Source organism: Collinsella aerofaciens, assembly GCF_002736145.1.
GTDB classification, from domain to species: domain Bacteria; phylum Actinomycetota; class Coriobacteriia; order Coriobacteriales; family Coriobacteriaceae; genus Collinsella; species Collinsella aerofaciens_A.
Map to the genome: position 1 here is coordinate 555,830 of NZ_CP024160.1, position 24,082 is coordinate 579,911.

At 59.7% G+C, this 24,082-nt stretch carries 22 protein-coding genes; 20 read left to right on the top strand and 2 right to left on the bottom strand.

The features are described 5' to 3' along the window. Nucleotides 1–3: 3 nt before the first annotated feature. Entirely contained in the window at nt 4–855 is an 852-nt protein-coding gene (locus CSV91_RS02415; RefSeq protein WP_099431659.1) for an IS3 family transposase, read from the top strand. A gap of 69 nt (nt 856–924) precedes the next feature. On the opposite strand, the gene CSV91_RS02420 is transcribed toward CSV91_RS02415, so the two are convergent. Next, nucleotides 925–2,007 carry an iron-containing alcohol dehydrogenase family protein gene (locus tag CSV91_RS02420; RefSeq protein ID WP_099431660.1) on the bottom strand — a complete coding sequence of 361 codons (1,083 nt, stop codon included), beginning with the start codon at nt 2,005–2,007 and terminating at the stop codon, nt 925–927. A gap of 510 nt (nt 2,008–2,517) precedes the next feature. Here CSV91_RS02420 and ileS point away from each other — a divergent pair. The 11 genes from ileS (at nt 2,518) to CSV91_RS02475 (ending at nt 14,958) form a co-directional block, all read left to right on the top strand. Then, on the top strand, nt 2,518–5,298 hold the full coding sequence (ileS, locus tag CSV91_RS02425) for an isoleucine--tRNA ligase (RefSeq protein WP_414436974.1): 2,781 nt from the start codon (nt 2,518–2,520) through the stop codon (nt 5,296–5,298). A 218-nt stretch (nt 5,299–5,516) separates the two neighbouring features. Next, the gene (gene lspA / locus CSV91_RS02430) at nt 5,517–6,116 is read left to right on the top strand and encodes a signal peptidase II (RefSeq protein ID WP_232049538.1); all 600 of its coding nucleotides are present in this window, start codon (nt 5,517–5,519) and stop codon (nt 6,114–6,116) included. Next, on the top strand, nt 6,116–7,129 hold the full coding sequence (locus CSV91_RS02435; RefSeq protein ID WP_099431663.1) for an RluA family pseudouridine synthase: 1,014 nt from the start codon (nt 6,116–6,118) through the stop codon (nt 7,127–7,129). Before lspA ends, CSV91_RS02435 begins: the two co-directional genes overlap by 1 nt. A gap of 82 nt (nt 7,130–7,211) precedes the next feature. Further along, nucleotides 7,212–8,507, top strand: coding sequence for a glycosyltransferase family 2 protein (locus CSV91_RS02440; protein ID WP_099431664.1), 1,296 nt, complete (start codon nt 7,212–7,214; stop codon nt 8,505–8,507). Nucleotides 8,508–8,588: 81 nt separating this feature from the next. Next, nucleotides 8,589–9,011, top strand: a complete 423-nt coding sequence (locus CSV91_RS02445) for a prepilin peptidase (RefSeq protein ID WP_099431665.1) — start codon at nt 8,589–8,591, stop codon at nt 9,009–9,011. A 31-nt stretch (nt 9,012–9,042) separates the two neighbouring features. Continuing rightward, a complete protein-coding gene (locus CSV91_RS02450) occupies nt 9,043–10,290 on the top strand; it encodes a deoxyguanosinetriphosphate triphosphohydrolase family protein (protein WP_099431666.1) in 1,248 nt (415 codons plus the stop codon). Nucleotides 10,291–10,350: 60 nt separating this feature from the next. Further along, nucleotides 10,351–11,700, top strand: a complete 1,350-nt coding sequence (locus tag CSV91_RS02455) for a replication-associated recombination protein A (protein ID WP_172622431.1) — start codon at nt 10,351–10,353, stop codon at nt 11,698–11,700. A gap of 95 nt (nt 11,701–11,795) precedes the next feature. Continuing rightward, nucleotides 11,796–12,386: a hypothetical protein gene (locus CSV91_RS02460; RefSeq protein ID WP_099431668.1), complete on the top strand. Its 591-nt coding sequence runs from the start codon at nt 11,796–11,798 to the stop codon at nt 12,384–12,386. After that, nucleotides 12,379–12,756, top strand: coding sequence for an ATP-binding protein (locus tag CSV91_RS02465; RefSeq protein ID WP_099431669.1), 378 nt, complete (start codon nt 12,379–12,381; stop codon nt 12,754–12,756). Before CSV91_RS02460 ends, CSV91_RS02465 begins: the two co-directional genes overlap by 8 nt. A 1-nt stretch (nt 12,757) precedes the next feature. Continuing rightward, nucleotides 12,758–13,549 (top strand): RNA polymerase sigma factor SigF, encoded by a 792-nt coding sequence (locus CSV91_RS02470; RefSeq protein WP_022094589.1) that lies wholly within the window; start codon nt 12,758–12,760, stop codon nt 13,547–13,549. Continuing rightward, on the top strand, nt 13,546–14,958 hold the full coding sequence (locus tag CSV91_RS02475) for an AI-2E family transporter (protein WP_099431670.1): 1,413 nt from the start codon (nt 13,546–13,548) through the stop codon (nt 14,956–14,958). The genes CSV91_RS02470 and CSV91_RS02475 overlap by 4 nt, the downstream gene beginning before the upstream one ends. 6 nt (nt 14,959–14,964) lie before the next feature. Here the strand turns inward: CSV91_RS02475 and CSV91_RS02480 are convergent, their stop codons facing one another. Then, nucleotides 14,965–15,204: a hypothetical protein gene (locus CSV91_RS02480; protein WP_099431671.1), complete on the bottom strand. Its 240-nt coding sequence runs from the start codon at nt 15,202–15,204 to the stop codon at nt 14,965–14,967. 194 nt (nt 15,205–15,398) lie between these two features. Here CSV91_RS02480 and alaS point away from each other — a divergent pair, with 194 nt between their 5' ends. The 8 genes from alaS to efp all read left to right on the top strand — a co-directional run bounded on the left by alaS (nt 15,399) and on the right by efp (nt 24,062). Continuing rightward, complete coding sequence (gene alaS / locus CSV91_RS02485) at nt 15,399–18,056, top strand: alanine--tRNA ligase (protein ID WP_099432764.1); 2,658 nt, start codon at nt 15,399–15,401, stop codon at nt 18,054–18,056. 17 nt (nt 18,057–18,073) lie between these two features. After that, entirely contained in the window at nt 18,074–18,502 is a 429-nt protein-coding gene (ruvX, locus tag CSV91_RS02490; RefSeq protein WP_099431672.1) for a Holliday junction resolvase RuvX, read from the top strand. Further along, the gene (mltG, locus tag CSV91_RS02495) at nt 18,495–19,928 is read left to right on the top strand and encodes an endolytic transglycosylase MltG (protein WP_232049539.1); all 1,434 of its coding nucleotides are present in this window, start codon (nt 18,495–18,497) and stop codon (nt 19,926–19,928) included. The genes ruvX and mltG overlap by 8 nt, the downstream gene beginning before the upstream one ends. A 1-nt stretch (nt 19,929) precedes the next feature. Continuing rightward, a complete protein-coding gene (locus CSV91_RS02500; RefSeq protein ID WP_099431674.1) occupies nt 19,930–20,427 on the top strand; it encodes a YqeG family HAD IIIA-type phosphatase in 498 nt (165 codons plus the stop codon). 8 nt (nt 20,428–20,435) lie between these two features. Continuing rightward, complete coding sequence (locus CSV91_RS02505; protein ID WP_099431675.1) at nt 20,436–20,969, top strand: shikimate kinase; 534 nt, start codon at nt 20,436–20,438, stop codon at nt 20,967–20,969. After that, complete coding sequence (locus tag CSV91_RS02510) at nt 20,966–22,075, top strand: 3-dehydroquinate synthase family protein (RefSeq protein ID WP_099431676.1); 1,110 nt, start codon at nt 20,966–20,968, stop codon at nt 22,073–22,075. The genes CSV91_RS02505 and CSV91_RS02510 overlap by 4 nt, the downstream gene beginning before the upstream one ends. Before the next feature lie 132 nt (nt 22,076–22,207). Further along, nucleotides 22,208–23,338 (top strand): M24 family metallopeptidase, encoded by a 1,131-nt coding sequence (locus tag CSV91_RS02515; protein ID WP_099431677.1) that lies wholly within the window; start codon nt 22,208–22,210, stop codon nt 23,336–23,338. A 160-nt stretch (nt 23,339–23,498) separates the two neighbouring features. After that, nucleotides 23,499–24,062: an elongation factor P gene (gene efp, locus CSV91_RS02520; RefSeq protein ID WP_006233983.1), complete on the top strand. Its 564-nt coding sequence runs from the start codon at nt 23,499–23,501 to the stop codon at nt 24,060–24,062. Nucleotides 24,063–24,082: the final 20 nt, after the last annotated feature.

Sequence of the window (24,082 nt, forward strand, 5' to 3'; positions counted from 1 at the left end):
GCGGTGGGGGCGCTGAGGGCGGAGGGGCACTCCCTGCGCCACCTGCTGGAGTGCTCGGGGCTCAGGAGGTCGACCTACTACTACGCGCTGGCGCACCCGCGGAGGCCGACCAGGCCCGAGCTGCGCGACGCCGCGGCCGAGATATTCTCGCGCACCGCCAACGGCTGCGGGCACCGGCAGATAGCCATGTGCCTGCGCGCCGAGCTGGGCGCGGTCGTGGCCGACAAGACCGTGCTCAAGATGATGCGCGAGATGGGCATCCGGTGCGGGATACGCCGCCGGGGCTCCCGCCGCCGGTACAGCTCCTACAGGGGGCTCGTGGGGAGCACGTTCGAGAACGTCATCGCGAGGGACTTCGGCGCCGAGGGGCCGTGGCAGAAGCTCGGCACCGACGTCACCGAGTTCAAGGTCGCCGGCGCCAAGGCCTACTGGGCCCCGGTGCTCGACTTCTGCACGAAGGAGATCGTGGCGAGCGACATATCGACCTCGCCGGACCTCGCCCAGCAGCACAGGATGCTCGACCGGCTCCTCGAGGCCCTGCCCGACGGGGCGGCACCGACCATGCACTCGGACATGGGCTGGCAGTACCAGCACGAGTCCTACACCTCCAGGCTGGAGGGGGCGGGCATCACCCAGAGCATGTCGCGCAAGGGGAACTGCGTCGACAACGCCGCCACCGAGCAGCTCTTCGGCCACGTGAAGGACGAGTTCTACCGCGGCAGGGAGTGGGGCAGCTTCGAGGACTTCAAGCGCGACCTGGAGGAGTACATAGTCCATTGGAACACGCGGCGCAGGCAGGTAAGATTGAAGGGCCTGACGCCGGAGGAGTTCCGGGACCGGGCCCTTGCGGCGTAGTCGCTATTTATTCAGTCCAAGTTTCGGGGCGCAGTTCACTGTCCCCTTTGTGGTGGTTTTGGCCTAGAGCTAGAGCGTGTGGCCGTAAGCGTCGGCGGCCTTGATGGCGGCGGCGAACTTTTCGTCGGTGAAGGGCTCCGGGTTGCCCTGCTTCCACTCGTTGGTGGCGTGCGCGTACTCGCACAGGGCAGGGATATCGGCCTCGGATAGCCCGACCTGCTCAAGCGTCACGGGCAGTCCCATCTGCTTGTTAAAGGCTGAGTAGCGCTCAAGGTTCTCGGTATCGCCCGTGTAGGCAAACAGCACCAGCACGCCCAGGCTCACGACCTCGCCATGCAGGTAGGTGCCCTCGCGCGGAATGCTGCAGGTGGCGTTGTAGAACGCATGCGCCACGCTCGAGTTGTAGTAGTAATCGTTTTGGTTGGTCAGGTTGGAGACATAGCCCGTGTTGACCACGATGTCGAGCGCGATCTGCTTGACGGCTTCGGTCGACTGGTCCTGGCGCACGTCCTCAAGACCCTGGACGCCAAAGGTAAACAGCGGCTCGGAGCAGGTGTGGGCGAGTGCTAGGCCAAGGCCTGCCGTGTGCTCCAGGTTGCCGGCGCTCGTGGCGTACTCGACCTCGGGCTGCTTGGACAGGGCATCACCCACGCCGGCCCAGAAGTACTCCGCCGGAGCCTCGGCGATGATCTTGGGGTTGATGAAGATGTGCGCGGGGCGGTTGGGGTACGAATAGCCCTCGAGCGAGCCGTCGTCGTTGTAGACAACGGCAATGGCGGTCGCGGCCGAGCAGTTGGAGCAGATCGTCGGGACGGTGAAGACGATCTTCTTGAGCTCAATGGCAGCGGTCTTCACGGTGTCGAGCGCCTTGCCGCCGCCGCATGCGATGAGCACGTTGGCTTCCTGGCAGGCAGGGGAGTTCACGACCTTGGCGATATTGGCACGCGTACTGTTGGTGCCATAGACGCGCGTCTCCAGAACCTCGACATCGGTACCTTCAAGCGCCGCCGCGATACCCGGCAGCGCCGCAGCCAGTGCCCGCTTGCCACCGATGATTGCGACCTTGGTCGCTCCGTATTCGGCTAGCGCTCCGGGCAGCGCGTCAAAGCAGTCTTCGCCGACGGTATAGTCGCTCATTCCAATTGTGCGCATAGGTACCTTCTTTCGTTCGATAAAGTGCTTACAGGTATTTTGCTCCAAGAGAAGGTTTACGGCCGTAAGAAATTTCGAACGTATAAAACCAGTGTTGAGGGTTTTTCGCCGGCGCGGAACGTGCTAGCATACTCCGCATAAGCGTTGATGGGGACGAGTAGTCGGCCGTCCGCATGCTACAGAGAGCGGGGAGCGCTGAGAACCCGTGCATGCGACCGATGAAAATCACCCCGGAGCTGCGGTCCCAACGGGCGTGCCGCGTAGGTTCGTCTTAGTAGACATCGCCGAGATGGTCGTCGATACAGGCCAGCCGAGTAACGGATGCGAGCGCGCTATCACGCGGGCGAGGGCATCTAAGCTGGGTGGTTAAGCGAAGAGCTTTTGCGGGCGTACTGTCCGTTTTGTAGCGCTTCGTCCCAGCTTGTAGGGACGGGCGCTTTTTTGGTGCCCAACGGGCGTGCGCGCCCACGACATGAAAGGGGTACCGTGGCAAACGAGTACAAGCAGACGATGAATCTGCCCAAAACCGGCTTTCCCATGCGTGCCGGTCTTTCCAAGTCCGAGCCCAAGCGACTCAAGGATTGGCAGGACAACAAGGTCTACGAGCAGGTTCTGAAGAAGAACGAGGGTCACAAGAAGTTCGTGCTGCACGACGGCCCTCCGTACGCCAACGGTCCGATCCATATCGGCCACGCCATGAACAAGATCTCCAAGGACATGATCAACCGCTACTGGATGATGCAGGGCTATGAGGTCCCTTATGTCCCCGGTTGGGACTGCCATGGTCAACCGATCGAGCATAAGGTCGAGGAGAAGCTCGGCACCGAGAAGTTCAACCAGACCTCCACGGCTAAGATCCGCGAGCTCTGCAACAAGTTCGCCGTCGAGAACATCGAGCTGCAGAAGGCCGGTTTCCGTCGTCTGGGCGTGCTCGGCGACTGGGACAACCCCTACCTGACGCTCTATCACCAGCATGACGCTGCCGACATCGAGGTCTTTAAGGCCATGTTCGATAAGGGCATGATCTATCGCGGCCACAAGCCGGTTCACTGGTGCAAGCACTGCCACACGGCGCTCGCCGAGGCCGAGATCGAGTACTCCGACGAGACGAGCCCGTCCATCTTCGTGCGCTTTGAGATGACTTCCAAGCCCGCCGGCCTCGAGGACTTCGACGGCCCGGTCGACTTCATCATCTGGACGACCACGCCGTGGACCATCCCCTCCGACCAGGCCGTTTCCCTCAAGCCCGGCGCCGCCTACGTCGCCGTTGAGCACGATGGTCGTGCCGAGGTCATGCTCGAGGACCTGGCTCCCAAGTGCTGCGAGGAGTTTGGCTGGGAGTACACCCCGGTTATGGTCGACGGCGAGCCCTACGTGGCTCCCGCTGAGACCTTCCACCACATCCACTATAAGCAGCCGATCTTTGACGGCGTTGAGGGCGTGGCGCTGCTGGCCGATTACGTCGGTGTCGACGACGGTACCGGTATCGTCCACAACTCGCCCGGCCACGGCGTCGACGACTACTTTGCCTGCCTCAAGGAGGGCATCACCGACATCTGCATGCCGGTCGATGACGACGGCAAGTTCTACACCGGCGAGGAGTTTGGTACCGGTGGCCCCTTCAGTGGCATGGATACCGACGAGGCCAACCCGCACATCATCGAGTTCCTGCGCGAGCGCGGCACCCTGGTCCTCGAGAAGAAGATCACGCACAGCTATCCGCACTGCTGGCGCTGCAAGCACCCGGTGCTCTTCCGTGCTACCGACCAGTGGTTTGTCTCGATGGACAAGACCGGTTTGCGCGAGCAGGCTGGCAAAGAGGTCCGCGAGAACGTCAAGTGGTATCCGGCCCATGCCGCCAACCGCATTGGCGCCATGGTCGAGCAGCGTCCCGACTGGTGCATCAGCCGCCAGCGCAACTGGGGAGTGCCAATCCCCAGCTACACCTGCGCCGACTGCGGCGAGAAGGTCATGAACGACGCCACGCTCGACGCCGTCATCAAGCTCTTCCACGAGAAGGGCTCCGACGCCTGGTTCACCGACGCTCCCGAGAGCTACCTGGGCGAGGCCTGCGTCTGCCCCAAGTGCGGCGGCCATCACCTCAAGGCCGATAAGGACATCCTCGACGTGTGGTGGGATTCCGGCGTCTCCTGGAAGGCCGTCTGCGAGTACCGTCCCGAGCTGGAGTACCCGGCGGACGTCTACCTCGAGGGCTCCGACCAGCACCGCGGTTGGTTCCAGAGCTCGCTGCTCACCTCGGTGGGCGCCAACGGCCATGCCCCGTACAAGGCGGTCGTTTCGCAGGGCTTCACGCTCGACGGCCAGGGCCGCAAGATGTCCAAGTCGCTCGGCAACGTCATCGACCCCAATAAGGTCTGCGACGAGATGGGTGCCGACATCATCCGCCTGTGGGTTGCCTCCGTCGACACCAGCTCCGACGTTTCCATCGACCACGAGATTCTCGCTCGTACGTCCGATGCCTACCGTCGTTTCCGCAACACGCTGCGCTTCTTGCTTTCCGAGCTCGAGGGTCAGTTTGAGCCCGAGACCGACGGTGTCGCCTTTGCCGACCTGCTGCCGCTCGACAAGCTCATGGTTGCCCGTCTGACCCAGGTCCAGGCCGAGGTCGACGACGCTTACTCTTGCTACGAGTTCCCGCGCGCCTACCGTGCGCTCTACGACTTCGTGGTTACCGAGCTTTCCAACGTGTACCTCGACGCCCTGAAGGACCGTCTGTACTGCGATAAGCCCGGCTCGCTCGAGCGCCGCAGCGCCCAGACCGTGCTCGCTGAGCTCTTCTCGATGCTCATGCGCGATCTGCAGCCGATTCTGTCCTACACCGTCGATGAGGCCATGGCCTATGCGCCCGCCGGCTGCGTCGATCATCAGAAGTACGCCGCACTGCTCGATTGGTACAAGTCACCCATCACGATCGACGAGGCCAATGAGTTCGAGGGCGTGCTTGAGGCTTCACTCGAGCTCCGTAGCGCCGTGACCAAGGCCCTTGAGGATGCCCGCTCCGCCGGCACCTTCACTAAGAGCCAGCAGGTCCGCGTCAAGGCGGTCGTTCCCGCCGAGATGTATGCGCTGCTGACCGGCGACAAGGCCGTCGACCTGGCCGAGTTCTACATCGTCTCCGATGTTGAGCTGACCCAGGGCGAGGAGCTCTCCGTTGCCATCGATGCTGCTGAGGGCGAGTGCTGCGACCGTTGCTGGAACTACCGCACCACCGTCGGCGAGTACAACGGCCACGCTCATATCTGCAAACGTTGTGCCGAAGCGCTGAACTAGCCGTTGGGGACGTTCTTAAACGACTGTCAAACAAGAACCTCCCCAACGTCAACTTTTGTCAAGTCCAAGCGGCATTCTGTTTTTCGGAATGCCGCTTTCGTTTTTAGCTGGTTATTTCGCTAGCGTTGGTGAATATGCTGCGGGTTTGGCGTTTGTCACTATAAGATGATTACTTGCGTTAAACGGAAGTTGATTGTTCTTGAGGGTAGGGGATTGATTTGGGTCGTACTGGGGATATGACGCCGCCTTTGCGTTGGCGGTTGGGTGTTGCTGGTGGGGTGGCGCTGGTTGTACTGCTTGTTGACCAGCTGACCAAGCTTGCGGTTCGTGCCGTGGGCGACGCTTTGCATGTGACCGTCATCCCCGGTGTCATCGACTTTATGTTTGTCCGTAATATCGGTGCTGCCTTTAGCATGGGTGAGGGGCATGGCATCGCGTTTGCCGTGCTCGCGTTGGCAGTCATTATCGCTATTTCCGTGTACCTCGTTCGTGCACCTCAGCTCGCCCATCTTGAGGTTGTGGGCATGGCGATGGTTGCGGGCGGTGCTATCGGTAACGCTATCGATCGTTTGGCTTTTGGCTTCGTGACCGATTTTATTGCCACCACCTTCATCGACTTCCCTGTATTCAATGTGGCCGATATCGGTATTACCTTGGGCGTCGTGCTCGCCCTCTTCGGCTACATGTTCTTGAGCCCCGCGGCCCGTGAGGTTGATGCGACCGCCGAGCTTAACGCCCGTGACGAGGCCCGCGCCAAGCGCAAGGCTAAACAACGTGGGGAGCGTGCCCGCAAGATTCGCGAAAGGAATGAGCGCTAATGGCCGACATCCATATCCTTGTTGCCGACGATGCTGCTGGTCAGCGTCTTGACGCCTATCTGGGCGCCAATGACGGCTGCCCTACGCGCTCTGCCTGCGCACATCTGATTGAGGGCGGTGCCGTATGTGTCAATGGCGAGACCTGCCTTTCCAAAAAGTACGCCGTGCGATCCGGCGACCGTATTTCGGTCGATTTGCCCGAGCCGCATGACCCGACCGACGTGATTCCCGAGGCCATTCCGCTCGACATTCGCTATGAGGACGACTACCTCATCGTGCTCTCCAAGCAACGCGGCCTGGTGTGCCATCCTGCACATGGTCATGTGAGCGGTACGCTCGCGAATGCCCTGGTCTATCACTGTGGTATCGACCATCTGGGCACCGTGCAGGGCGAGGACCGCCCCGGTATCGTGCATCGTTTGGATCGCGATACCTCGGGTCTTATGCTTGCGGCCAAGGACGACGACACCCAGCGCGCGCTCCAAAATCTTATCCGTACGCGCACGCTCGACCGCCGCTACATTACGCTCGTTCACGGTCATATCGCTATGGATGAGGGCACCATCAACACCGGCATTGCCCGTTCTACGCGCGACCGTGTCAAGATGGCGGTTTCGGACGATCCTTTCGCGCGCCAGGCCATTACGACCTTTAAGGTCCTTGAGCGCTTCGATTCCACGCGTTTTGACGACGGCTACACGCTCGTCGAGTGCCATCTGTTTACGGGCCGCACACATCAGATTCGCGTGCATATGCGCCATATCAACCACGCCTGCGTGGGCGATCCACTCTATGGCAAGTGCGATGTACGTGCCGATCAGGGTCTGACCAGGCAGTTCCTTCATTCCTGGCGCGTGGCGTTCGACCATCCCGTGACGGGGGAACGTATCGAGTGCCGCGACGAGCTGCCGTGGGATCTCGCTGCGGTTCTTGACGACCTAGCCCCGCGTTCGCTCGGCCGCACTGCCGCAGGCGACGAAATCGTCCCGCAGCTCGGTCTGCTCGAAGCCTAGCCAGTATTAGGTGGTTTCTTGAACTCGGTTAGCCTGCGGTAAGATATACCGTTGTTTACGTAACACGTTCTCGGGAGCCTGCATGCTCGCCTTTTTACAAACCAACACGCCTATCGTGATTTTCAACCAGATTGTCGTCACGCTGCTCACGGTCTGCTTTCTGTACCAGGTGGTCTTCTTTGTCATTGGCGCTCTTCGTGGCGAGGTCGCGCCTCCCAAGGCAAAAAAACTCCACCGGTATGCCTTCTTCATTGCTGCGCATAACGAGGAGGCCGTGATCGCCAACCTTGTTCGCTCTATCAAGGACCAGGATTATCCGTCCGAGCTCATCGAGGTCTTTGTCGTTGCCGACGCCTGCACCGACAACACCGCGCAGCTCGCGCGCGAGGCCGGTGCCATTGTTTACGAGCGTAATGACCTGGCCCGTAAGGGCAAGAGCTGGGTTATGGACTTTGGTTTCGATCGCATTCTCAACAAGTATCCGGACACGTTTGAGGGCTACTTTATCTTCGACGCCGACAACGTTATCTCCCGCGATTACGTCTCCAAGATGAATGATGCCTTTGACCAGGGCTTTCATGTGGTCACGAGCTACCGCAACTCCAAGAACTTCGGCAGTTCGTGGATTTCGTCTGCCAACGCCACCTGGTATCTGCGCGAGGCCCGCTTCCTCAACAACGCGCGTAATATCTGCAAGACGTCCTGCGCCGTCTCGGGTTCGGGTTACCTTATCTCGGCGAGCGTGATTGAGGGCATGCACGGCTGGCAGTTCCATACACTGACCGAGGACATCCAGTTCACCACGTTCTGCGCCATTCACGGCATTCGCATCGGTTATGCGCCGGCGGAGTTCTTTGACGAGCAGCCCGTGACGTTTAAGGCGTCCTGGAAACAGCGAATGCGTTGGACCAAGGGCTTCTACCAGGTCTTTTTTACCTATGGCAAGCATCTTGTCAAATCGACGTTTCGCTATCATCGCTTTGCCGCCTACGACATGTTTATGACCATCGCTCCGGGCATGCTGCTATCGTTGATCTCGATGCTCGCTAATGCGACGTTCCTCATCGTGGGCGGTCTTTCGCACGGCTTCTTGGCTACCGAGGTCGAGATGCAGGCTTGTGCCGCCTCGCTCATTATGACCTTCGCGATGATGTACCAGACCTTTTTTATCCTGGCGCTACTCACGACCATCTTCGAGTTCAAGCACATTCATTGCGCGCAAAAGTGGCGTCTGGTGACCAACCTGTTTACCTTCCCGATCTTTATGTTCAGCTATATCCCCATCACGGTGGCTGCACTGTTCCTAAAGGTCGACTGGGTCCCGACGCAGCACGCCGTCAACGTTACCCTCGACGAGGTCATGCAGGGGGCCAAATAGCCACCATCAAAACCACCACAAAGGGGACAGGCACCTTTGTGGTGGTTTTTGCTTTTGCGATGCAGCTCGAGGAGGAGTCCGATGGTCTATATCCCGTTTTGGATTTGCATCTTTGCCGGCGCGGCGATTGATGCCCGTGAGCGGCGGTTTCCGAATGCGCTTGCCGGAGCGTGTGCGGTGGCGGCATTAGCAGGCGTTTGGCTCGACAAAGGCGTTAATGCGGCGCTTGACCACGCCGGTCTTGCGGTCATCGTCTACCTTGCCCTTGTGCTCACTGAGTCGTTTTGGCGTCGTGTTCGCCGCGCTCCCGGGATTGGCATGGGGGACGCCAAGGCGCTCTTCGCGCTTTGCACGCTCGACCCTCTGGGCGGCATCGCGGCATTTGCCGTCGCGCTCCTGGCCCTTGCCCTCTCCTGCCTCTTCACAAAATCGCGCTCCCTGCCTTTGCTGCCGTTTTTGGTGCCGATTTTTGCCATAATCGAGGTCGTGGGCTGCACATTGTAACCGATTGCGCATCCTTCTTAAGGAGCATGCCATGGCAACTAATCAAGAAACGGCCGTCATTAAGGCGCGCATGGACCGTATTCCCTCGTCGTTATCGTCCGAACTTGTCGAGCGCATTGTCGCAGATCGTGCTTCGGGCTATGTCAACCCGTACCGTTGCGACGATGACCAGGTCATCCGTCGCGTTGATCGAGCCGCAGACGAGGGCACGCTTATGCGTCCGGCATTTATGCGCGATACCGAAAAGATTCTTCATCTTCCGGCGTACACGCGTTATGCAGGCAAAACGCAGGTCTTTAGCTTCCGTAGCAATGATGATCTGTCGCGCCGCGGTTTGCACGTGCAGCTTGTCTCGCGCATCGCACGCGATATCGGCCGCGCTCTTGGGCTCAACTGCGATCTAATCGAGGCGATTGGCTTAGGCCACGACTTGGGCCACACGCCCTTTGGCCATGCCGGTGAGCGCTTTCTCAACGATATTTACCACGAGCGCACGGGTCGCTACTTTTTTCATAACGTGCAGTCGGTCCGCGTGCTCGATGCGCTGTATGGCCGCAACGTGTCCCTCCAGACGCTCGATGGCGTGCTATGCCACAACGGCGAGTACGAACAGCGTGTTTTTGAGCTTTCGGGCATGGGTTCCTTTGACCAGTTCGACCGAACCGTCGAGGAATGCATTGCCACAGGCTATAGCGCAATTGAGCACCTGCGCCCCATGACGCTCGAGGGCTGCGTGGTTCGCATCTCGGATATCCTTGCCTACGTGGGGCGTGATCGCCAGGATGCCATTGCGGCAGGCTTGCTGTCGCCCGATGCTTTTGACGATGGCCTGGGCGGTGCGTACAACAGCTGGATTCTTACGCATGCCTCCATCGATATCGTTGAGCACAGCTATGGCAAGCCGCGCATCGAGATGAGCGAGGACCTGTTTGAGGAAATCCGCCGCGCTAAGCGCGAGAACTACGAGAAAATCTATAGTAAGGGCGGTATCGAAGGCGACTCCGAAGCGGAGCTGCGCGAGGCGTTCGAAAAGCTCTACGACCGTTGCCTGCAGGATATAAACGAAGGCGACGAGTCCTCCTACATCTTTAAGCACCACATTTCGCGCATTGAGCAGCAGCTTTCCTACTACGACCGTACCTATGCATGGCGGGACGATAAGGACCAAGCCGTGGTGGATTACATTGCGAGCATGACGGATGGCTATTTCTGCGAGCTCACAAGCAAACTTTTCCCTGGTCTGAAGTTTCCGCACCGTACTTATATTAACGAACGGTAGTTCGTATTTATTCGGTATACTATTCGTGGAAAACGATTTTGATTGATGCACGGGATGGCTATGGACGACCTTTTTTCTGCTTCGACGCGCGAGCGTTCCTTTCAGAATGCGCCGCTTGCGGTGCGCATGCGCCCCAACACGCTTGATGAGTACGTGGGCCAGCAAAAGGCCGTCGGTAAGGGCTCATGGCTGCGTGCCGCGATTGAGCACGACGTGCTATCGAGCGTGATTCTGTACGGGCCGGCCGGTACGGGCAAGACGACGCTGGCCCACATTATCGCCAACCATACCAAGAGCGAGTTTGTCGAGGTCAGCGCCGTGACAGGCACCGTGAAGGACTTGCGCCGCGTGATTGACGAGGCCAAGACGCGCCTGAATACCTACGACCGTCGCACCATTCTATTCATCGACGAGATTCATCGCTTTTCGAAGTCGCAACAGGATGCGTTGCTGCATGCGGTTGAGAACCGTACCGTCATTATGATCGGCGCCACGACCGAGAATCCGTACTTTGAGGTCAACTCGGCGTTGCTTTCGCGCGGTCGCGTGGTGGAGCTTGAGCACCTCAAGGACGAGGATATCGCCACGCTGATCGAGCGTGCGCTCGAGGCGCCGCAGGGTCTGAACGGCAAGTTCTCGGCTGATGATGATACGGTTAAGACCATCTGCACGCTGGCTGCGGGCGATGCACGCTCGGCCCTGACGACGCTCGAGCTTGCGAGCGAGATTGCCGTCACGCGTCCCGATACCGAGGGGACGCCGGCTCCGGCGGCAGGGGAGCGTTATCTTATCACCGTCGATGACGTGAAGATTGCCAACCCGCGTCGCGGTTTTTCGTATGACAAAAACGGTGACATGCACTATGACATTATCAGTGCGTTCATCAAGTCCATGCGCGGCAGCGACCCCGATGCCACGATCTATTGGCTCGCGCGCATGATCGACGCGGGGGAGGATCCTAAGTTTATCGCCCGCCGCATTATGATTCAGGCTTCTGAGGATGTTGGCAATGCCGATCCGCAGGCACTTTTGGTGGCGCAAGCCGCGTTTAAGTCTGCCGAGGTCATTGGCTATCCCGAGTGCCGCATTAACCTGGCTCAGGCTGCACTCTATGTGTGCTTGGCGCCTAAATCCAACGCGTGCGAGGCTTCGATCGATGCGGCGCTGGCCGATATCCATAGTAGCGGATTGCGCGAGGTGCCCAGTTATCTTCGCGATCGTCACCGTCCCGGCAGCGATGAGTACGGTGTATACAAGTACCCACACGATTATCCCGAAGGTTGGGTCGACCAGCGCTATTTGCCTGAAGGCCTGGAGCGTGGTGCCTTTTGGCAGCCTGCCGGCCGCGGTTGGGAAGAATGGCGTGTGGAGCAAAGCGAGCGCGACCGTAGCGGCAATGCTCCGAAGTAGGTCGTTGGCACTTCGCGCATTCCCTTTTAGAATCTTTCCTCTTCTTTGGGGTACCATAAACAGCGTCTGTATTTCGATTCTTCCGGGAGGCTTGTATGAGTCCCATTCAAATCGCCCTGCTGGTGCTTGCCATTGCCGGCGTGTGGGCCATCGTTGAGCTCGCGCTTACCCTGCGCAAGACCCGCAACGTTGTCGATTCGCTCGATAAGACCGTGAACGACCTCAACAACACCATCGCCGAGGCGCAGCCGGTGGTGGCAAAACTCGACGGTGCTGTCGACGAGCTTACGCCGGCACTTGCCCAGATGGAGCCGCTGCTTAAGTCGAGCAAGACCGCCGTCGACGCCCTTACCTCCAATCTCGTAGAAGTTGAGGCCGTGGTTCGCGACATTTCCGAGGTTACGGGCAGCATGGCCGAGGCCAGCAATGCTGTGTCGAGCGTAACTGATTCCGCGGCAGGTGCCGTGCAGAAACTCATTAACAAGGTGAAGGCTCCCGCGGCCGACGCCGAGCGCAAGCTTTCCTCTGCCGCCGAAGCCGAGCAGCCGACCGAGCGCGTCTTGATTGGCGAAGCCGGGGACGAGGCCGCCGCGGGCGACGATGATTGCCATAAGCATGTTGGCAAGCCGGCTCAGTATTACACCTATATGCCCGCCGAGACCTCTGAGGAGTCCTGCGATGAGTAGCGAAGCAACCTGCCCCATCACGCTGACCGTTGCCGGCGACCCGCGTCTCGCTCGCCTTGTGCGCATGACTGCCGCCAACGTTGGTGCCCTGTGCTCTATGTCTGTCGATCGCATCGAGGACATCCGCATGGCTGCCGAGGAGGCTTTCATCTTTGGTTGTACCGCGGTCGACTGCGATGACATCACCATCAAATTCGATGTCGACGAGTCTCACGTTGGCATGACCTTTACCTTTGGCGATCAGGCCTCTGTCGACGAGGATGACCAGGCTGCCGTGTATGCCGAGCTCATTTTGGCGAGCGTGTGCGATTCCTACGAAAAGACTTCGGCGCCCCTGACGCTTTCCCTCGACCTCAAGGCGGATATCTAATATGACCGAACGTTCCCGGAGCGGTAAGACCGCTTGGGACAAGGAGAAAACCCGCGAGCTGTTTCGTCGCTATAAAGAGACCGGTGATCCGGACGCTCGCGAGCAGCTCGTCATGTCCCATATGAACCTGGTAAGGTTTCTTGCCAACAAATTTAAGAACCGCGGCGAGCCGCTCGACGACCTGATGCAGGTTGGTTATCTGGGCCTGCTCAAGGCGATTGATCGTTTTGACCCCGAGCGCGGTCTCGAGTTCACCACGTTTGCCACGCCCACCATTCTGGGCGAGATCAAGCGTCATTTCCGCGATAAGGGCTGGAGCGTGCGCGTTCCGCGCCGTCTGCAGGAGCTCTCGGCCAAGGTCAACCAGGCTACCGATAAGCTCACCAACGAGCTTCAGCGTTCGCCCAAGGTTGAGGAGATCGCTGAGTATCTAGATGTGACTGTCGATGAGGTCCTCGAGGCTATGGAATCGTCTTCGGCCTATACCTCGGTGCCCATCGAGGCTCCTGGTGCGTCCGATTCCGACGATGCCCCCTCGATTCTCGACCGTTATGCCGACGACGACAACGAGCTCGACTTTACCGATGACCGCCTGGTGATCGAGGAAGCAATCCGTGATTTCTCGCCGCGCGAGCGCGAGGTGATCGAGCTGCGCTTTGTGAAGGGCATGACCCAGATCGAGATCGCCAAGAAGCTGGGTATTTCTCAGGTGCAGGTTTCGCGTCTGCTGCGCCGCACGCTTAAGAAGATTCAGGACAAGATCGACCCCGACGGAGTGATGATTCGTTCATGAGTGAGCACCCCCTACAAACCGATCGCGTGCTGCGCGACACCCGCATTCTGACGCTGCGCATTTGGGCTGTTGTCGGCTGCATTGTCATCGCCGCCGTCATCTTTAACCTTATGGGCATCCTGGCACCGGTTATCGAGTTTCTTGCCGTCGGCTCCATCATTGCTTTTGTGATGTCCCCGATCACCAATTGGCTCGAGCATCATGGCGTCGGCCGTGGCATCGGTTCGCTTATTGCCCTTATCGTGGTTGTAGCGGTGCTCGTTGGTGTCGTCTGCATCCTGTCGCCTATTTTGCTTGGTCAGATTATGGAAGTCCTTAGCCGTCTGCCCGAGCAGCTTCGTGTTGCGGGTGGCGATCTCAATGAGATGATCTCGCATGCCAAGACGCTCAATAACACGCCGCTCAAGGAGTATTTGGACGATAATCTTTCGTCGCTGGTTACCGTGGCATCGAAGTATGTGTCTCAGATTGCTGCCGAGCTTGGCCGCGGTGTGTTCCCGCTCATCACCAATACGGCCTCGCAGTTGTTCGTGATCTTCCTTGGTCTGGTGCTTGCGTACTGGATGGCCTGCGACTACCCTCGCATGCACCACGAGATTTGCACCATCATCGGTCAGGAGAAGGAGACCTCGTACCGCTTTATGGTTGCCATCCTTTCTCGCTCTGTCGGCGGCTACATGCGCGGTATGGTCGTGACGTCCATCTGCGGTGGTTTCCTCGCCTTTATCGGTTTTATGATCATCGGCCATCCGTATGCGGCGCTCATGGCTATCTTTACCGGCATCATGCATTTGGTTCCGGTCGTCCGCCCTTGGGTGAGCGCGGCAATCGCCACGATACTCGGTTTCATGTTCAGCCCCATGTTGGCGTTATGGACACTCATCGTGACGATGGTCGCGCAAAACGTTACCGATAACGTGATTTCGCCTAAGGTCATGCAGAGCTCGGTGCAGGTGCATCCCATCATGAGCCTCACGGCGCTCGTTATTGGTTCGGCACTCATGGGCCCCATCGGCATGATTATTGCCATTCCGCTGTGCGCTGCCCTCAAGGGTATCTTCGTGTACTACTTCGAGAATGAGACCGGCCGACAGCTTGTGGCCTATGACGGCGCCGTGTTTAAGGGCACGCCGTACCGCGATGCCGATGGCAACCCGGTCGCCGCCTACGACGCGCTCGGCGACGACACCTTCATCTACGAGTCCGAGCTCATCGGCAACGAGACTGCGCCCGAGGCCAAGGCCATGCCCAAGCCCGAGCTCGATAATCCCTGGATTAAGCTCTCTGGTCTGCAGCCCGATGCCACGGGCTTCTTCAAGAACCCTTTTGCCAAGGACGATGACTCCAACACGGACGACGATACCAAAACCGGCATCGACGGCTCCATGGACGACTCGGATTCTAAATAGGTCCTATTAACGTTTCTTGAAGTTGTAAATGACAAGAAACGCGAGCAAAGCGATTGATAAGGGGCCGGCAACATAGAAAAAGAGAATGTCAATTGCGCGTACAGTGTAATAAGCCTTATCGCCGGACATTACTGCATACAACACGTAGCCAAATGCTGGTTGGTTTGCGTACCAGCAGGTGAAAGCCAAAAGCGTTAAAAGTGCCGCTAACAGAAGTGCATTGAGGAAAAATCGTTTGCTTTTCATCGATCGCTCCTTCCGGGTGACTCTTATATTTAATTCTACAGCAGCCCTTTTTCAAAGGATCGTACAGTACTAAATAACGTGCACTTTCGCTGGAGGGTCGCTGTTTGGCGGCCCTCTTTTTTGCATGGGCGCGGTGGGATGGTAATATCGTTACGTTTGAACTGTTTCGATGTGAAACCGAGGAGATTCCCTCTATGAGTGCTGACTACCCGTCAATGACTACGGCCGAGATCCGCTCCAAGTTCCTCAACTTCTTTGAGGAGCGCGGTCTTAAGCTCTATCCTTCTTCGTCACTCGTCCCCGACGACCCTTCGCTGCTGCTTGCCAACGCCGGCATGAACCAGTTTAAGGAGTATTACCAGGGCAAGAAGACCATGAAGGAGATCGGCGCGATCTCCTGCCAGAAGTGCGTCCGCACCAACGACATCGACTGCATCGGCGAGGACGGTCGTCACCTGTCCTTCTTCGAGATGCTCGGCGACTTCTCCTTTGGTGGCGTCTCCAAGCAGCAGGCCTGCGCTTGGGCCTTTGAGCTCATCACCAAGGAGTTCAAGCTGCCGCTCGATCGCCTGTACTTTACCGTCTTTACCGAGGACGACGAGACCCACGACGTGTGGCGCTCCCTGGGCGTTGCCGAGGACCATATCTCCCGCTTGGGCGAGGACGACAACTTCTGGGCCGCTGGCCCCACCGGTCCCTGCGGTCCGTGCTCCGAGATCTACTTTGACATGGGCGAGGAGGTCGGCTGCGGCAGCCCCGACTGCAAGCCCGGCTGCGACTGCGACCGCTTCCTGGAGTTCTGGAATCTCGTCTTTACCCAGTACGACCGCCAGGAGGACGGCTCCATGCCGGAGCTGCCGCACCGCAACCTCGATACGGGCATGGGTCTGGAGCGCATGGCCGCTATCATGCAGCACAAGACCGCTAATTACGACGGCGATCTGATGCAGCACCTCATCAAGCTTGGCGAGAAGATCAGCGGCAAGACCTATGACGCCGACGATTACTCCGGCGCCAGCCGCTCGTTGCGCATCATCGCCGACCACTCCCGTGCCGTCGACTTTATGATCTCTGACGGCATTCTGCCCGGCAATGAGGGCCGCGAGTACGTCCTTCGTCGCCTGCTCCGCCGCGCCGTTTTCCACGGCCGTTTGCTGGGCATCGAGGGCGCCTTCCTGACCAAGTTCATCGACGAGGTCAACGCCCAGATGGGCGAGGCCTATCCCGAGCTGCTCAAGAACGTCGCACTCGTCAAGGGTATCGTCGCTTCCGAGGAGGAGCGCTTCTCCACGACACTCGATAACGGTCGCGTTTACCTGGACGAGGCCCTGGCCGCGCTTGCCGATGGTGCTGTCCTTCCGGGCGACGTTGCCTTTAAGCTGCACGACACCTTTGGTTTCCCTATCGACCTGACCGTCGAGATCGCCGGCGCCGCTGGCCACGACGTCGACATGGACGGCTTCACCGCCTGCATGGAGGACCAGAAGGCCCGCGCTCGCGCCAACGCCAAGGGCGACGCCTGGGGCAGCTTCAACGACGTGTGGGTCGAGCTTTCCGACAAGGTCTCCGCGACTGAATTCGACGGTTATGACAACGATGTGATCGAGGGCGCCAAGGTTGTCGCCATCGTGCGCAACGGCGAGTCCGTCGAGTCCGCCGCCGCGGGCGAGGATGTCGAGGTTGTTCTCGACCGCACCCCGTTCTATGCCGAGATGGGTGGACAGCAGGGCGATGCCGGCGAGCTTTCCGCCGAGGGCGTTGCGCTGACCGTTTCCGATACCAAGAACCACAACGGCCTGTATGCCCACGTCGCGCAGGTCGCCGAGGGCACGCTGACCGTTGGTGCCACCGTGACCGCCGCGCTCGACGCCGAGCGCCGTGGCTTCCTGCGTCGCAACCACACCGCCACGCACCTGCTCGACGCCGCGCTTAAGCAGGTCCTGGGCGAGCATGTCTCCCAGGCTGGCTCGTTGGTGACGCCCGAGCACCTGCGCTTTGACTTCACGCACTTCGAGGCCCTGTCCTCCGAGCAGCTCAAGGCTGTCGAGGGCCTGGTCAACCAGCAGATCTTCGCTTCCAAGCCGGTCGTGACCCGCGTCATGGGCATCGACGAGGCCAAGGCCGCCGGTGCTGTCGCCCTCTTCGGCGAGAAGTATGGCGACGTCGTCCGCGTTGTCTCCGTGGGCGCCGAGGACCAGCCGTTCTCCCGTGAGCTCTGCGGTGGCACCCATGCCGCTAACACCGCCGAGATCGGCCTGTTCAAGATCATCTCCGAGTCCTCTACGGGCTCCAACGTCCGCCGTATTGAGGCCGTGACCTCTAAGGGTGCTCTCGACTACATGGCCGACCGTCTGGCGCTCGTTGACGCCGCTGCTGCTGCGCTCAAGTGCCGCGTGGATGAGGTTCCCGCCCGCGTGGAGAACCTGCAGGCCGAGCTGCGCGAGACGTCCAACAAGCTCAAGAAGGCGCTGACCGGTGGCTCCTCCGATGCGATTTCCAGCGCCATCGAGGGCGCCGTCGAGCTCGACGGCTACAAGCTGGTCGTGGCTGAGCTCCAGGGCCTTGAGGCTGCCGACCTGCGCAACGTATGGGATACCGTGCACCAGAAGGTCGCCGGCCCTGTCGCTTGTGTCGTCGCTAGCGTGACTGAGAAGGGCACTCCGGCCCTGCTCGCTGCCGGCTCCGATGACGCCGTGAAGGCCGGGTTCCACGCCGGTAACGTGATTAAGCAGATCGCGGGCCTGGTTGACGGTCGCGGTGGCGGCCGTCCCAACATGGCTCAGGCCGGTGGCAAGAACGCTGCCGGTATCGCCGATGCCCTCGCGGCCGCTAAGACCGCGCTCGGCGCCTAAGAATCTAAGAAGTCACTGTGGTCGCGCTTGCGCTGGACATAGGGGAGACCAGGATCGGCATCGCCGTCTCGAGCCGTGATGGCAAGATGGCGATGCCCGTCAAGGTGCTCCCGGCCGCCGAGGTCACCGGTATGGCCAAGACGTTCCGCTACCTGGTTGAGGACTATGAGCCCGACATCCTGGTGAGCGGACGTCCCCTGACCATGGCCGGTGAGCCCGGCCCTCAGGCCGATCGCGTTGCCGCTGTGGCGCAAAAGATTGCCGACGAGCTCGATCTTCCGCTGGAGTTTGAGGACGAGCGTCTGTCCTCGCAAGAGGCCAAGCGTATCCTGCGCGAGCAGGGACTCAACGAAAAGCAGATGAGGGGCAAGATCGACATGATTGCCGCCAGCCTGTTTTTGCAGACGTGGCTCGATCGTAAAAACGAGGAGGTCCAGCATGCCTAGCGCTTCCGATCCGCGCCAGCCGAATCGTACGCAGCAGCCGGCGTCGCGCCCTGCCCAGCCTGGCCAGCGTCCAGCACAGCCGACGCAGCGCGCAGCTCAGTCTGCCGCGCGCCCGGTGCAGTCCTTCTCTCGTTCGGCCCAACCTGTTCAACGGACGGGTCAGCAGCCTTCTGCTCGTTCGGTTCAGCATCCGGCTTCTCACGCGGCTCAGCAGCCCACTGCTCGTACGGCCCAGCCTGCAGGCGGCACCCGCTTTAAGCAGCAGCCACCTACCCAGCGAACGCAGGCCCCCCAATCGCATTCGCATCACGCTCGTGGTTCGCATGGCGTTGCTCCGGCGACCCGCTCGAGCTACAACACGCATGCTCGTCGCGGTGCTCAAATGAAAAGCTCCCCGGTGCCTATGATTATCGGTGGCGTCGTCGCCGTGCTCGCGCTTGCTGCGATCGCTTTCTTTGTCGTGCCGGCCGTCAAGGGCTTCTTCGCCGGTGAGGATACGAAGGTCACGGCTGGTCAGCAGGTTACGGTGACCATTCCCGACGGTGCTTCGGGCGATACGATCGCCTCGATTCTCTCCGAGAACCATATCGTCGAAAATCCCAAGGATTACTATGCGGCGGTGAAAAAGCTCAACGCCGATATGTCGCTTAAGCCTGGCACCTATTCGTTTACCACGCTCATGGATGCGACCAAGGTTGTTCAGCAGCTCATGGAAGGCCCCAACGCGGGCTCCAATGCGCTGACTATCCCTGAGGGCCTGACGGTCGATCAAGTCGCGGACCGTGTTGCCCAGGCCTACGACAGCATCTCTAGGGAAGACTTCCTCAACCAGGCCAAGGCCTCCAACTACGTGGACGACTATAGCTTCCTTAAGGGCGCCGCCAACGACTCGCTCGAGGGTTTCTTATTCCCCAAGACCTATTCGTTGGGCGATTCGCCGACGGCCGATGACGTGATTCGTGCCATGCTCGATCAGTTTAAGACCGAGTACAAGTCGCTTGACTTTGCGAGCTGCGAAGCCAAGATCAAGGAGCGCTACGGTGTGGAGATGTCCGACTACGACATCGTCAACTTGGCCTCTATCGTTGAGCGCGAGGGCCTCAACGCCGATCAGCGTGCGCACGTGGCCTCGGTCTTCTACAACCGCCTTGCCGGCAAGCTCGACGGTTTGCGCTATCTCAACAGCGATGCGACCATGATGTATGTCACCGGTGGCGAGGTTACCGCCGACGACCTGCAGAGCGATAGCCCGTATAACACTTATAAGCACGAGGGCCTGCCGCCCACGCCCATCTGCTCTCCGTCGCTCGAGGCGCTCAAGGCCACACTTGAGCCGACCGACTCCGATGACCTGTATTTCTACATTACGCAGGACGAGGAGTACTTCTCGCAAACCTACGAAGAGCATCAACAGTCTTGGAATTAGCATGAGGATTTTTAGCCCCAAACGATACGTTGCCTCGGTCGATCGCATCGACCTTGATACCCTGTGGGCCGACGGCAAACGCGCCATTCTGCTCGATCGCGATAACACCCTGGTGCCGCGCGACACCGAGCAGGTTCCCGCCGCGGTTTCCGCTTGGCTCGATACCGCCCGTGCCAAAGGCTTTAAGCTGTGCATGGTGTCCAACAACTGGCATCGCGATCAGGTCATGAGCTCTGCACGCGAGCTTGGACTCGAGGCCATCAGCCACGCCATGAAGCCCGCCCCGTTTGCCTTGAAGGCGGGTCTTAAGCGCCTTGGCGCCACGGCAGACGAAGCTGTGCTGATCGGTGATCAGCTCTACACAGACGTGTGGAGCGGCAACTTCGCCGGCGTCGATACCATCCTGGTCAAGCCGCAGGCAACCCAGGACCTGTGGTACACGCAGATCTTCCGTATCTTTGAGCGCCGGGCCCTGCGCGACCTTCCCTGCGAGGAATAGGTTTCGCCATGTCTCAGCACATCAAACACGGCTGCGACCATATTTTCTTTATCGGCTTTTTGGGCGCGGGCAAATCGACGCTCGCGCGCAACGTCGGCACTATGTTCAAGCGGCGTTTTATCGATACCGATCGTTTGGTTGTGCGTCGATGTGGCAAGTCGGTGACCGAGATATTTGAGACCGAGGGCGAGGACCGTTTTCGCGAGCTCGAGACCTCGGCACTCCGTTCGCTTCAAAGCGAGCGCAGCCTGCTGGTGTCGTGCGGGGGTGGCATCGTCGAGACGCCGGTGAACATTGAACTGATGCACGAGATGGGTACATGCGTGTACCTCGAAGGCGACTTTGAGGACTCGTTGCGCCAGATTCGCCGCTCCGATACCCGGCCCGATTTCCGCTCGCCCGAGCATGCTGCGCGCCTGTTTGAGCATCGCCGTCCGCTGTATCGCCAAGCCGCCGATATTACCCTTGATATTCGCAACAAGTCCTTCGAGGACGTTTCCTACCTTTGTGCCGAGATGCTTTTGGAGCGTGGACTGCTATGATTCGCCGCCAACTTATCAATTTCCAAAACCGCAGTGTCGATGTTCGCGTCGGATTGGGCGCGTTCGAGGAACTGTCGCGCATGTTTGCCTCGGCTGTGGGCAAGCCTAAGCGCGCGATGGTGGTTTGGAACGACGCCACATCCGAGCGTTTTGGCGAGGCTGTCGAGCATGCGCTGGTTGACGCCGGTTTTGCCGTGTCGCTGCTCGTCCTCGAGGTTTCACCTGCTGGTGCTACGCTTGCCGATGCCGATACCGTCTTTGGCGCCCTGTCGGCTAACGGCATTACCTGCGACGATCTCGTTGTCGCTGTCGGCGACACGGCGACCTGCTCGGTCGTTTGCTGGTGTGCCAATCAGTGGTGCGGTCGCACCGAGTGCGCCTTGCTGCCGACGACGTTCGACGCCATGCTCACGGTCGCGACGACCATGAAGCCGCTCGTTTCCTCGTCGGCGAATGCGCTTCCCGCTATCGCGTTCCGTCCCGAGCCGGGCTTGGTCGTGTGTGACCTCGACCTTGTTCGCGAGGCGGACCCCGAGGACCTCAAGCTCGGCTATGCGGTACTTGTTGGCACCATGCTTTCGAGCAGCAAGTCCCGCTGGAATCAGTTTACCGAGACCGTTCCCGAGATTCTCGCGGGCGAGGAGGTCGCGCTCGTCAATGCCGTTCAGTGGTCTCAGACTGCCCGCAAGGACGTACTGATGGCCACGAACCCGAGCGCCCGCCATGCGCTCGATTTTGGCAAGACGGGAGAGCGTACCCTGCGCTCCTGCTTGGGCGATGCCGCTTCGCAGGTCCCTGCCTACCAGCTGCTGTCCGAGGGCATGCGTTTTGAGGCGCGTCTAGCACATGATGCCTGCGACTTCGATATCGATTACGTCTTTGAGGTCGATGACTGCCTGGAGGACTTTGGTATCGAGGAGCTCGCCTTCGATCTGGAGCCTGACGCATATATCGAGGAGTTCCGCAGGCAGCAGTTTGTCCGCTCGAACCGTAGCATGTTGCCGCTGCCCGCGGCGCTCGGCGCCATTCGTCTAACGAGCGTTGAGGACGAGGTTCTCGACCGCCATGCTCACGCCTACTTGGCTTCTCGCAAAGAACTTCTCTAAGATTTATTGACATCCATCGTCTTACGTATCATGTTGAGGGGCGGGTTTCCAATCGGTTGCGGATCGCATGCGATTCCGTCGTTCGGTTGAGACCCGTCCCGTCTATATAGAGACAACAAGAAAGGAATCTGCATGTCTGAGTTTGCTGCCGGTCCTGCCGGTCGTATCGAGCGTGTCCGTGCCCTGATGGCCGAGCGTGGCTACGACGCCATCGTGGTGCGCGACGAGGCCAACCTTCGTTGGCTTACGGGCGTGAAGGGCGTCTTCGACTACACCTTTGAGTTCCCGCACGCTGCGTTTATTACGGCCGACCAGTGTCTGTTCCACACCGACTCGCGCTACCTCAACAGCTTTGAGGAGAATACGCCCGCCGGCAGCCCCTGGGTCTACGACATGGACGAGGGCACCATCCCCGGTTGGGTCGCTGGTAAGATCGCGGCCAACAAGTGCCGCGTCTGCGCTGTCGAGGACGATATGCAGATTAATTTCTACCAGGGCATTCAGCGCGGCCTAGAGGACCGCTCCGTCGCCTGCATGCTGCCGCTGATGCACGACGACATCCGCAAGATGCGCGCCATCAAGGATGCCGAGGAGATCGAGCTCATGCGCCACGCACAGTCGATCACCGACGCCGCCTTCCAGCACATGCTCGGCTTTATTAAGCCCGGTATGACCGAGAAGCAGGTTCGTAACGAGCTCGAGAACTTTATGTTCGCCAACGGCGCCGACAGCCTTGCCTTCGGCTCCATCGTGGCGAGCGGCCCCAACACCGCCAACCCCCATGCCGTGCCGAGCGACCGCGTGATCGAGAAGGGCGATTTCGTTCTCATGGATTACGGCGCGGGCTACTGCGATTATCGCTCCGACATGACACGCACTGTTGTGATGGGCGAGCCCACGCAGGAGCAGCTTGACCTGTACGCGCTCGTGCGCCGTACGCACGAGGAGTGCGTCGCCGCCATCCATCCGGGCGTCGAGGGCAACGACATTTTCAAGCTTTCCAAGAAGATCATCGGCGATGCCGGCTATGGCGATTACTACAACCATGGTCTGGGCCACGGCGTGGGCATTGACATCCACGAGCTGCCCAACTTCAACCGCAGCAAGAACACCATTGAGATCGGCTCGGTTATCACCATGGAGCCCGGCGTGTACCTGCCCGGCGTGGGCGGCGTGCGCCTGGAGGACTACGGCGTGGTCACCGAGAACGGTTACGAGCCCTTCACCAAGACGCCGCATGACCTTCACGTCATCGATTGCTAGTCTACTTCGGTAGATAGTTTGGGGCGGGGCCTCCGGAGCAATTCGGGCGCCCCGCGTTCTCTTTTTATGCGCTCGCTGCAGGCGCCGTCTGCAAGTGTATAATTTCGGTCGTATGTAATTTGGACGCTTGTGCGTTCTGCCCATAACAAGAAAGGTCGCTATGCCTACCATTTCTACCGCCGACTTCAAGAACGGCCTCGGTCTCCGCATCAAGGACAAGGTCTACACCATCGTCGAGTTCCAGCATGTCAAGCCGGGCAAGGGCGGCGCGTTTGTGCGCTACAAGACCCGCGACATCAAGAGCGGCCGCGTCGTCGAGAACACCTGCAACGCCGGCACTAAGTTCGAGAGCGTCATGCTCACCACCCGTGAGTTCCAGTACCTCTACAACGATGGCACCGACTACATCTTCATGGACAACGAGTCCTATGAGCAGGTTCCCGTTCCCGAGGACATGGTGGGCGAGAACTCCAAGTGGCTGCGCGAGAACGACATCTGCCAGCTGCTCTTCGCCGACGATGAGCTCATGGGCGTGACTCCGCCGATGTTCATCGAGACCACCATCGTCCAGACCGACCCGGGCTTTAAGGGCGACACCGTCCAGGGTTCCACCAAGCCGGCCACGATCGACACCGGCGCTGTCATCCAGGTCCCCATGTACCTCAACGAGGGCGAGGTCATCAAGGTTGACACCCGCGACGGCAAGTTCGTCTCCCGCGTCTAGCAACCAACTCTTCTAGGAGG

Excerpts from the sequence above, each read along its gene's own strand:
- CSV91_RS02450 (WP_099431666.1), top strand. The coding sequence starts at position 9,043 with ATGGCAACTAATCAAGAAACGGCCGTCATTAAGGCGCGCATGGACCGT.
- CSV91_RS02515 (WP_099431677.1), top strand. The coding sequence starts at position 22,208 with ATGTCTGAGTTTGCTGCCGGTCCTGCCGGTCGTATCGAGCGTGTCCGT.
- CSV91_RS02505 (WP_099431675.1), top strand. The coding sequence starts at position 20,436 with ATGTCTCAGCACATCAAACACGGCTGCGACCATATTTTCTTTATCGGC.
- mltG (WP_232049539.1), top strand. The coding sequence starts at position 18,495 with ATGCCTAGCGCTTCCGATCCGCGCCAGCCGAATCGTACGCAGCAGCCG.
- CSV91_RS02465 (WP_099431669.1), top strand. The coding sequence starts at position 12,379 with ATGAGTAGCGAAGCAACCTGCCCCATCACGCTGACCGTTGCCGGCGAC.
- CSV91_RS02510 (WP_099431676.1), top strand. The coding sequence starts at position 20,966 with ATGATTCGCCGCCAACTTATCAATTTCCAAAACCGCAGTGTCGATGTT.
- ileS (WP_414436974.1), top strand. The coding sequence starts at position 2,518 with ATGAATCTGCCCAAAACCGGCTTTCCCATGCGTGCCGGTCTTTCCAAG.
- CSV91_RS02500 (WP_099431674.1), top strand. The coding sequence starts at position 19,930 with ATGAGGATTTTTAGCCCCAAACGATACGTTGCCTCGGTCGATCGCATC.
- CSV91_RS02475 (WP_099431670.1), top strand. The coding sequence starts at position 13,546 with ATGAGTGAGCACCCCCTACAAACCGATCGCGTGCTGCGCGACACCCGC.
- CSV91_RS02445 (WP_099431665.1), top strand. The coding sequence starts at position 8,589 with ATGGTCTATATCCCGTTTTGGATTTGCATCTTTGCCGGCGCGGCGATT.
- CSV91_RS02460 (WP_099431668.1), top strand. The coding sequence starts at position 11,796 with ATGAGTCCCATTCAAATCGCCCTGCTGGTGCTTGCCATTGCCGGCGTG.
- CSV91_RS02440 (WP_099431664.1), top strand. The coding sequence starts at position 7,212 with ATGCTCGCCTTTTTACAAACCAACACGCCTATCGTGATTTTCAACCAG.
- efp (WP_006233983.1), top strand. The coding sequence starts at position 23,499 with ATGCCTACCATTTCTACCGCCGACTTCAAGAACGGCCTCGGTCTCCGC.
- CSV91_RS02455 (WP_172622431.1), top strand. The coding sequence starts at position 10,351 with ATGGACGACCTTTTTTCTGCTTCGACGCGCGAGCGTTCCTTTCAGAAT.
- CSV91_RS02435 (WP_099431663.1), top strand. The coding sequence starts at position 6,116 with ATGGCCGACATCCATATCCTTGTTGCCGACGATGCTGCTGGTCAGCGT.
- alaS (WP_099432764.1), top strand. The coding sequence starts at position 15,399 with ATGAGTGCTGACTACCCGTCAATGACTACGGCCGAGATCCGCTCCAAG.
- CSV91_RS02480 (WP_099431671.1), bottom strand. The coding sequence starts at position 15,204 with ATGAAAAGCAAACGATTTTTCCTCAATGCACTTCTGTTAGCGGCACTT.
- CSV91_RS02470 (WP_022094589.1), top strand. The coding sequence starts at position 12,758 with ATGACCGAACGTTCCCGGAGCGGTAAGACCGCTTGGGACAAGGAGAAA.
- CSV91_RS02420 (WP_099431660.1), bottom strand. The coding sequence starts at position 2,007 with ATGCGCACAATTGGAATGAGCGACTATACCGTCGGCGAAGACTGCTTT.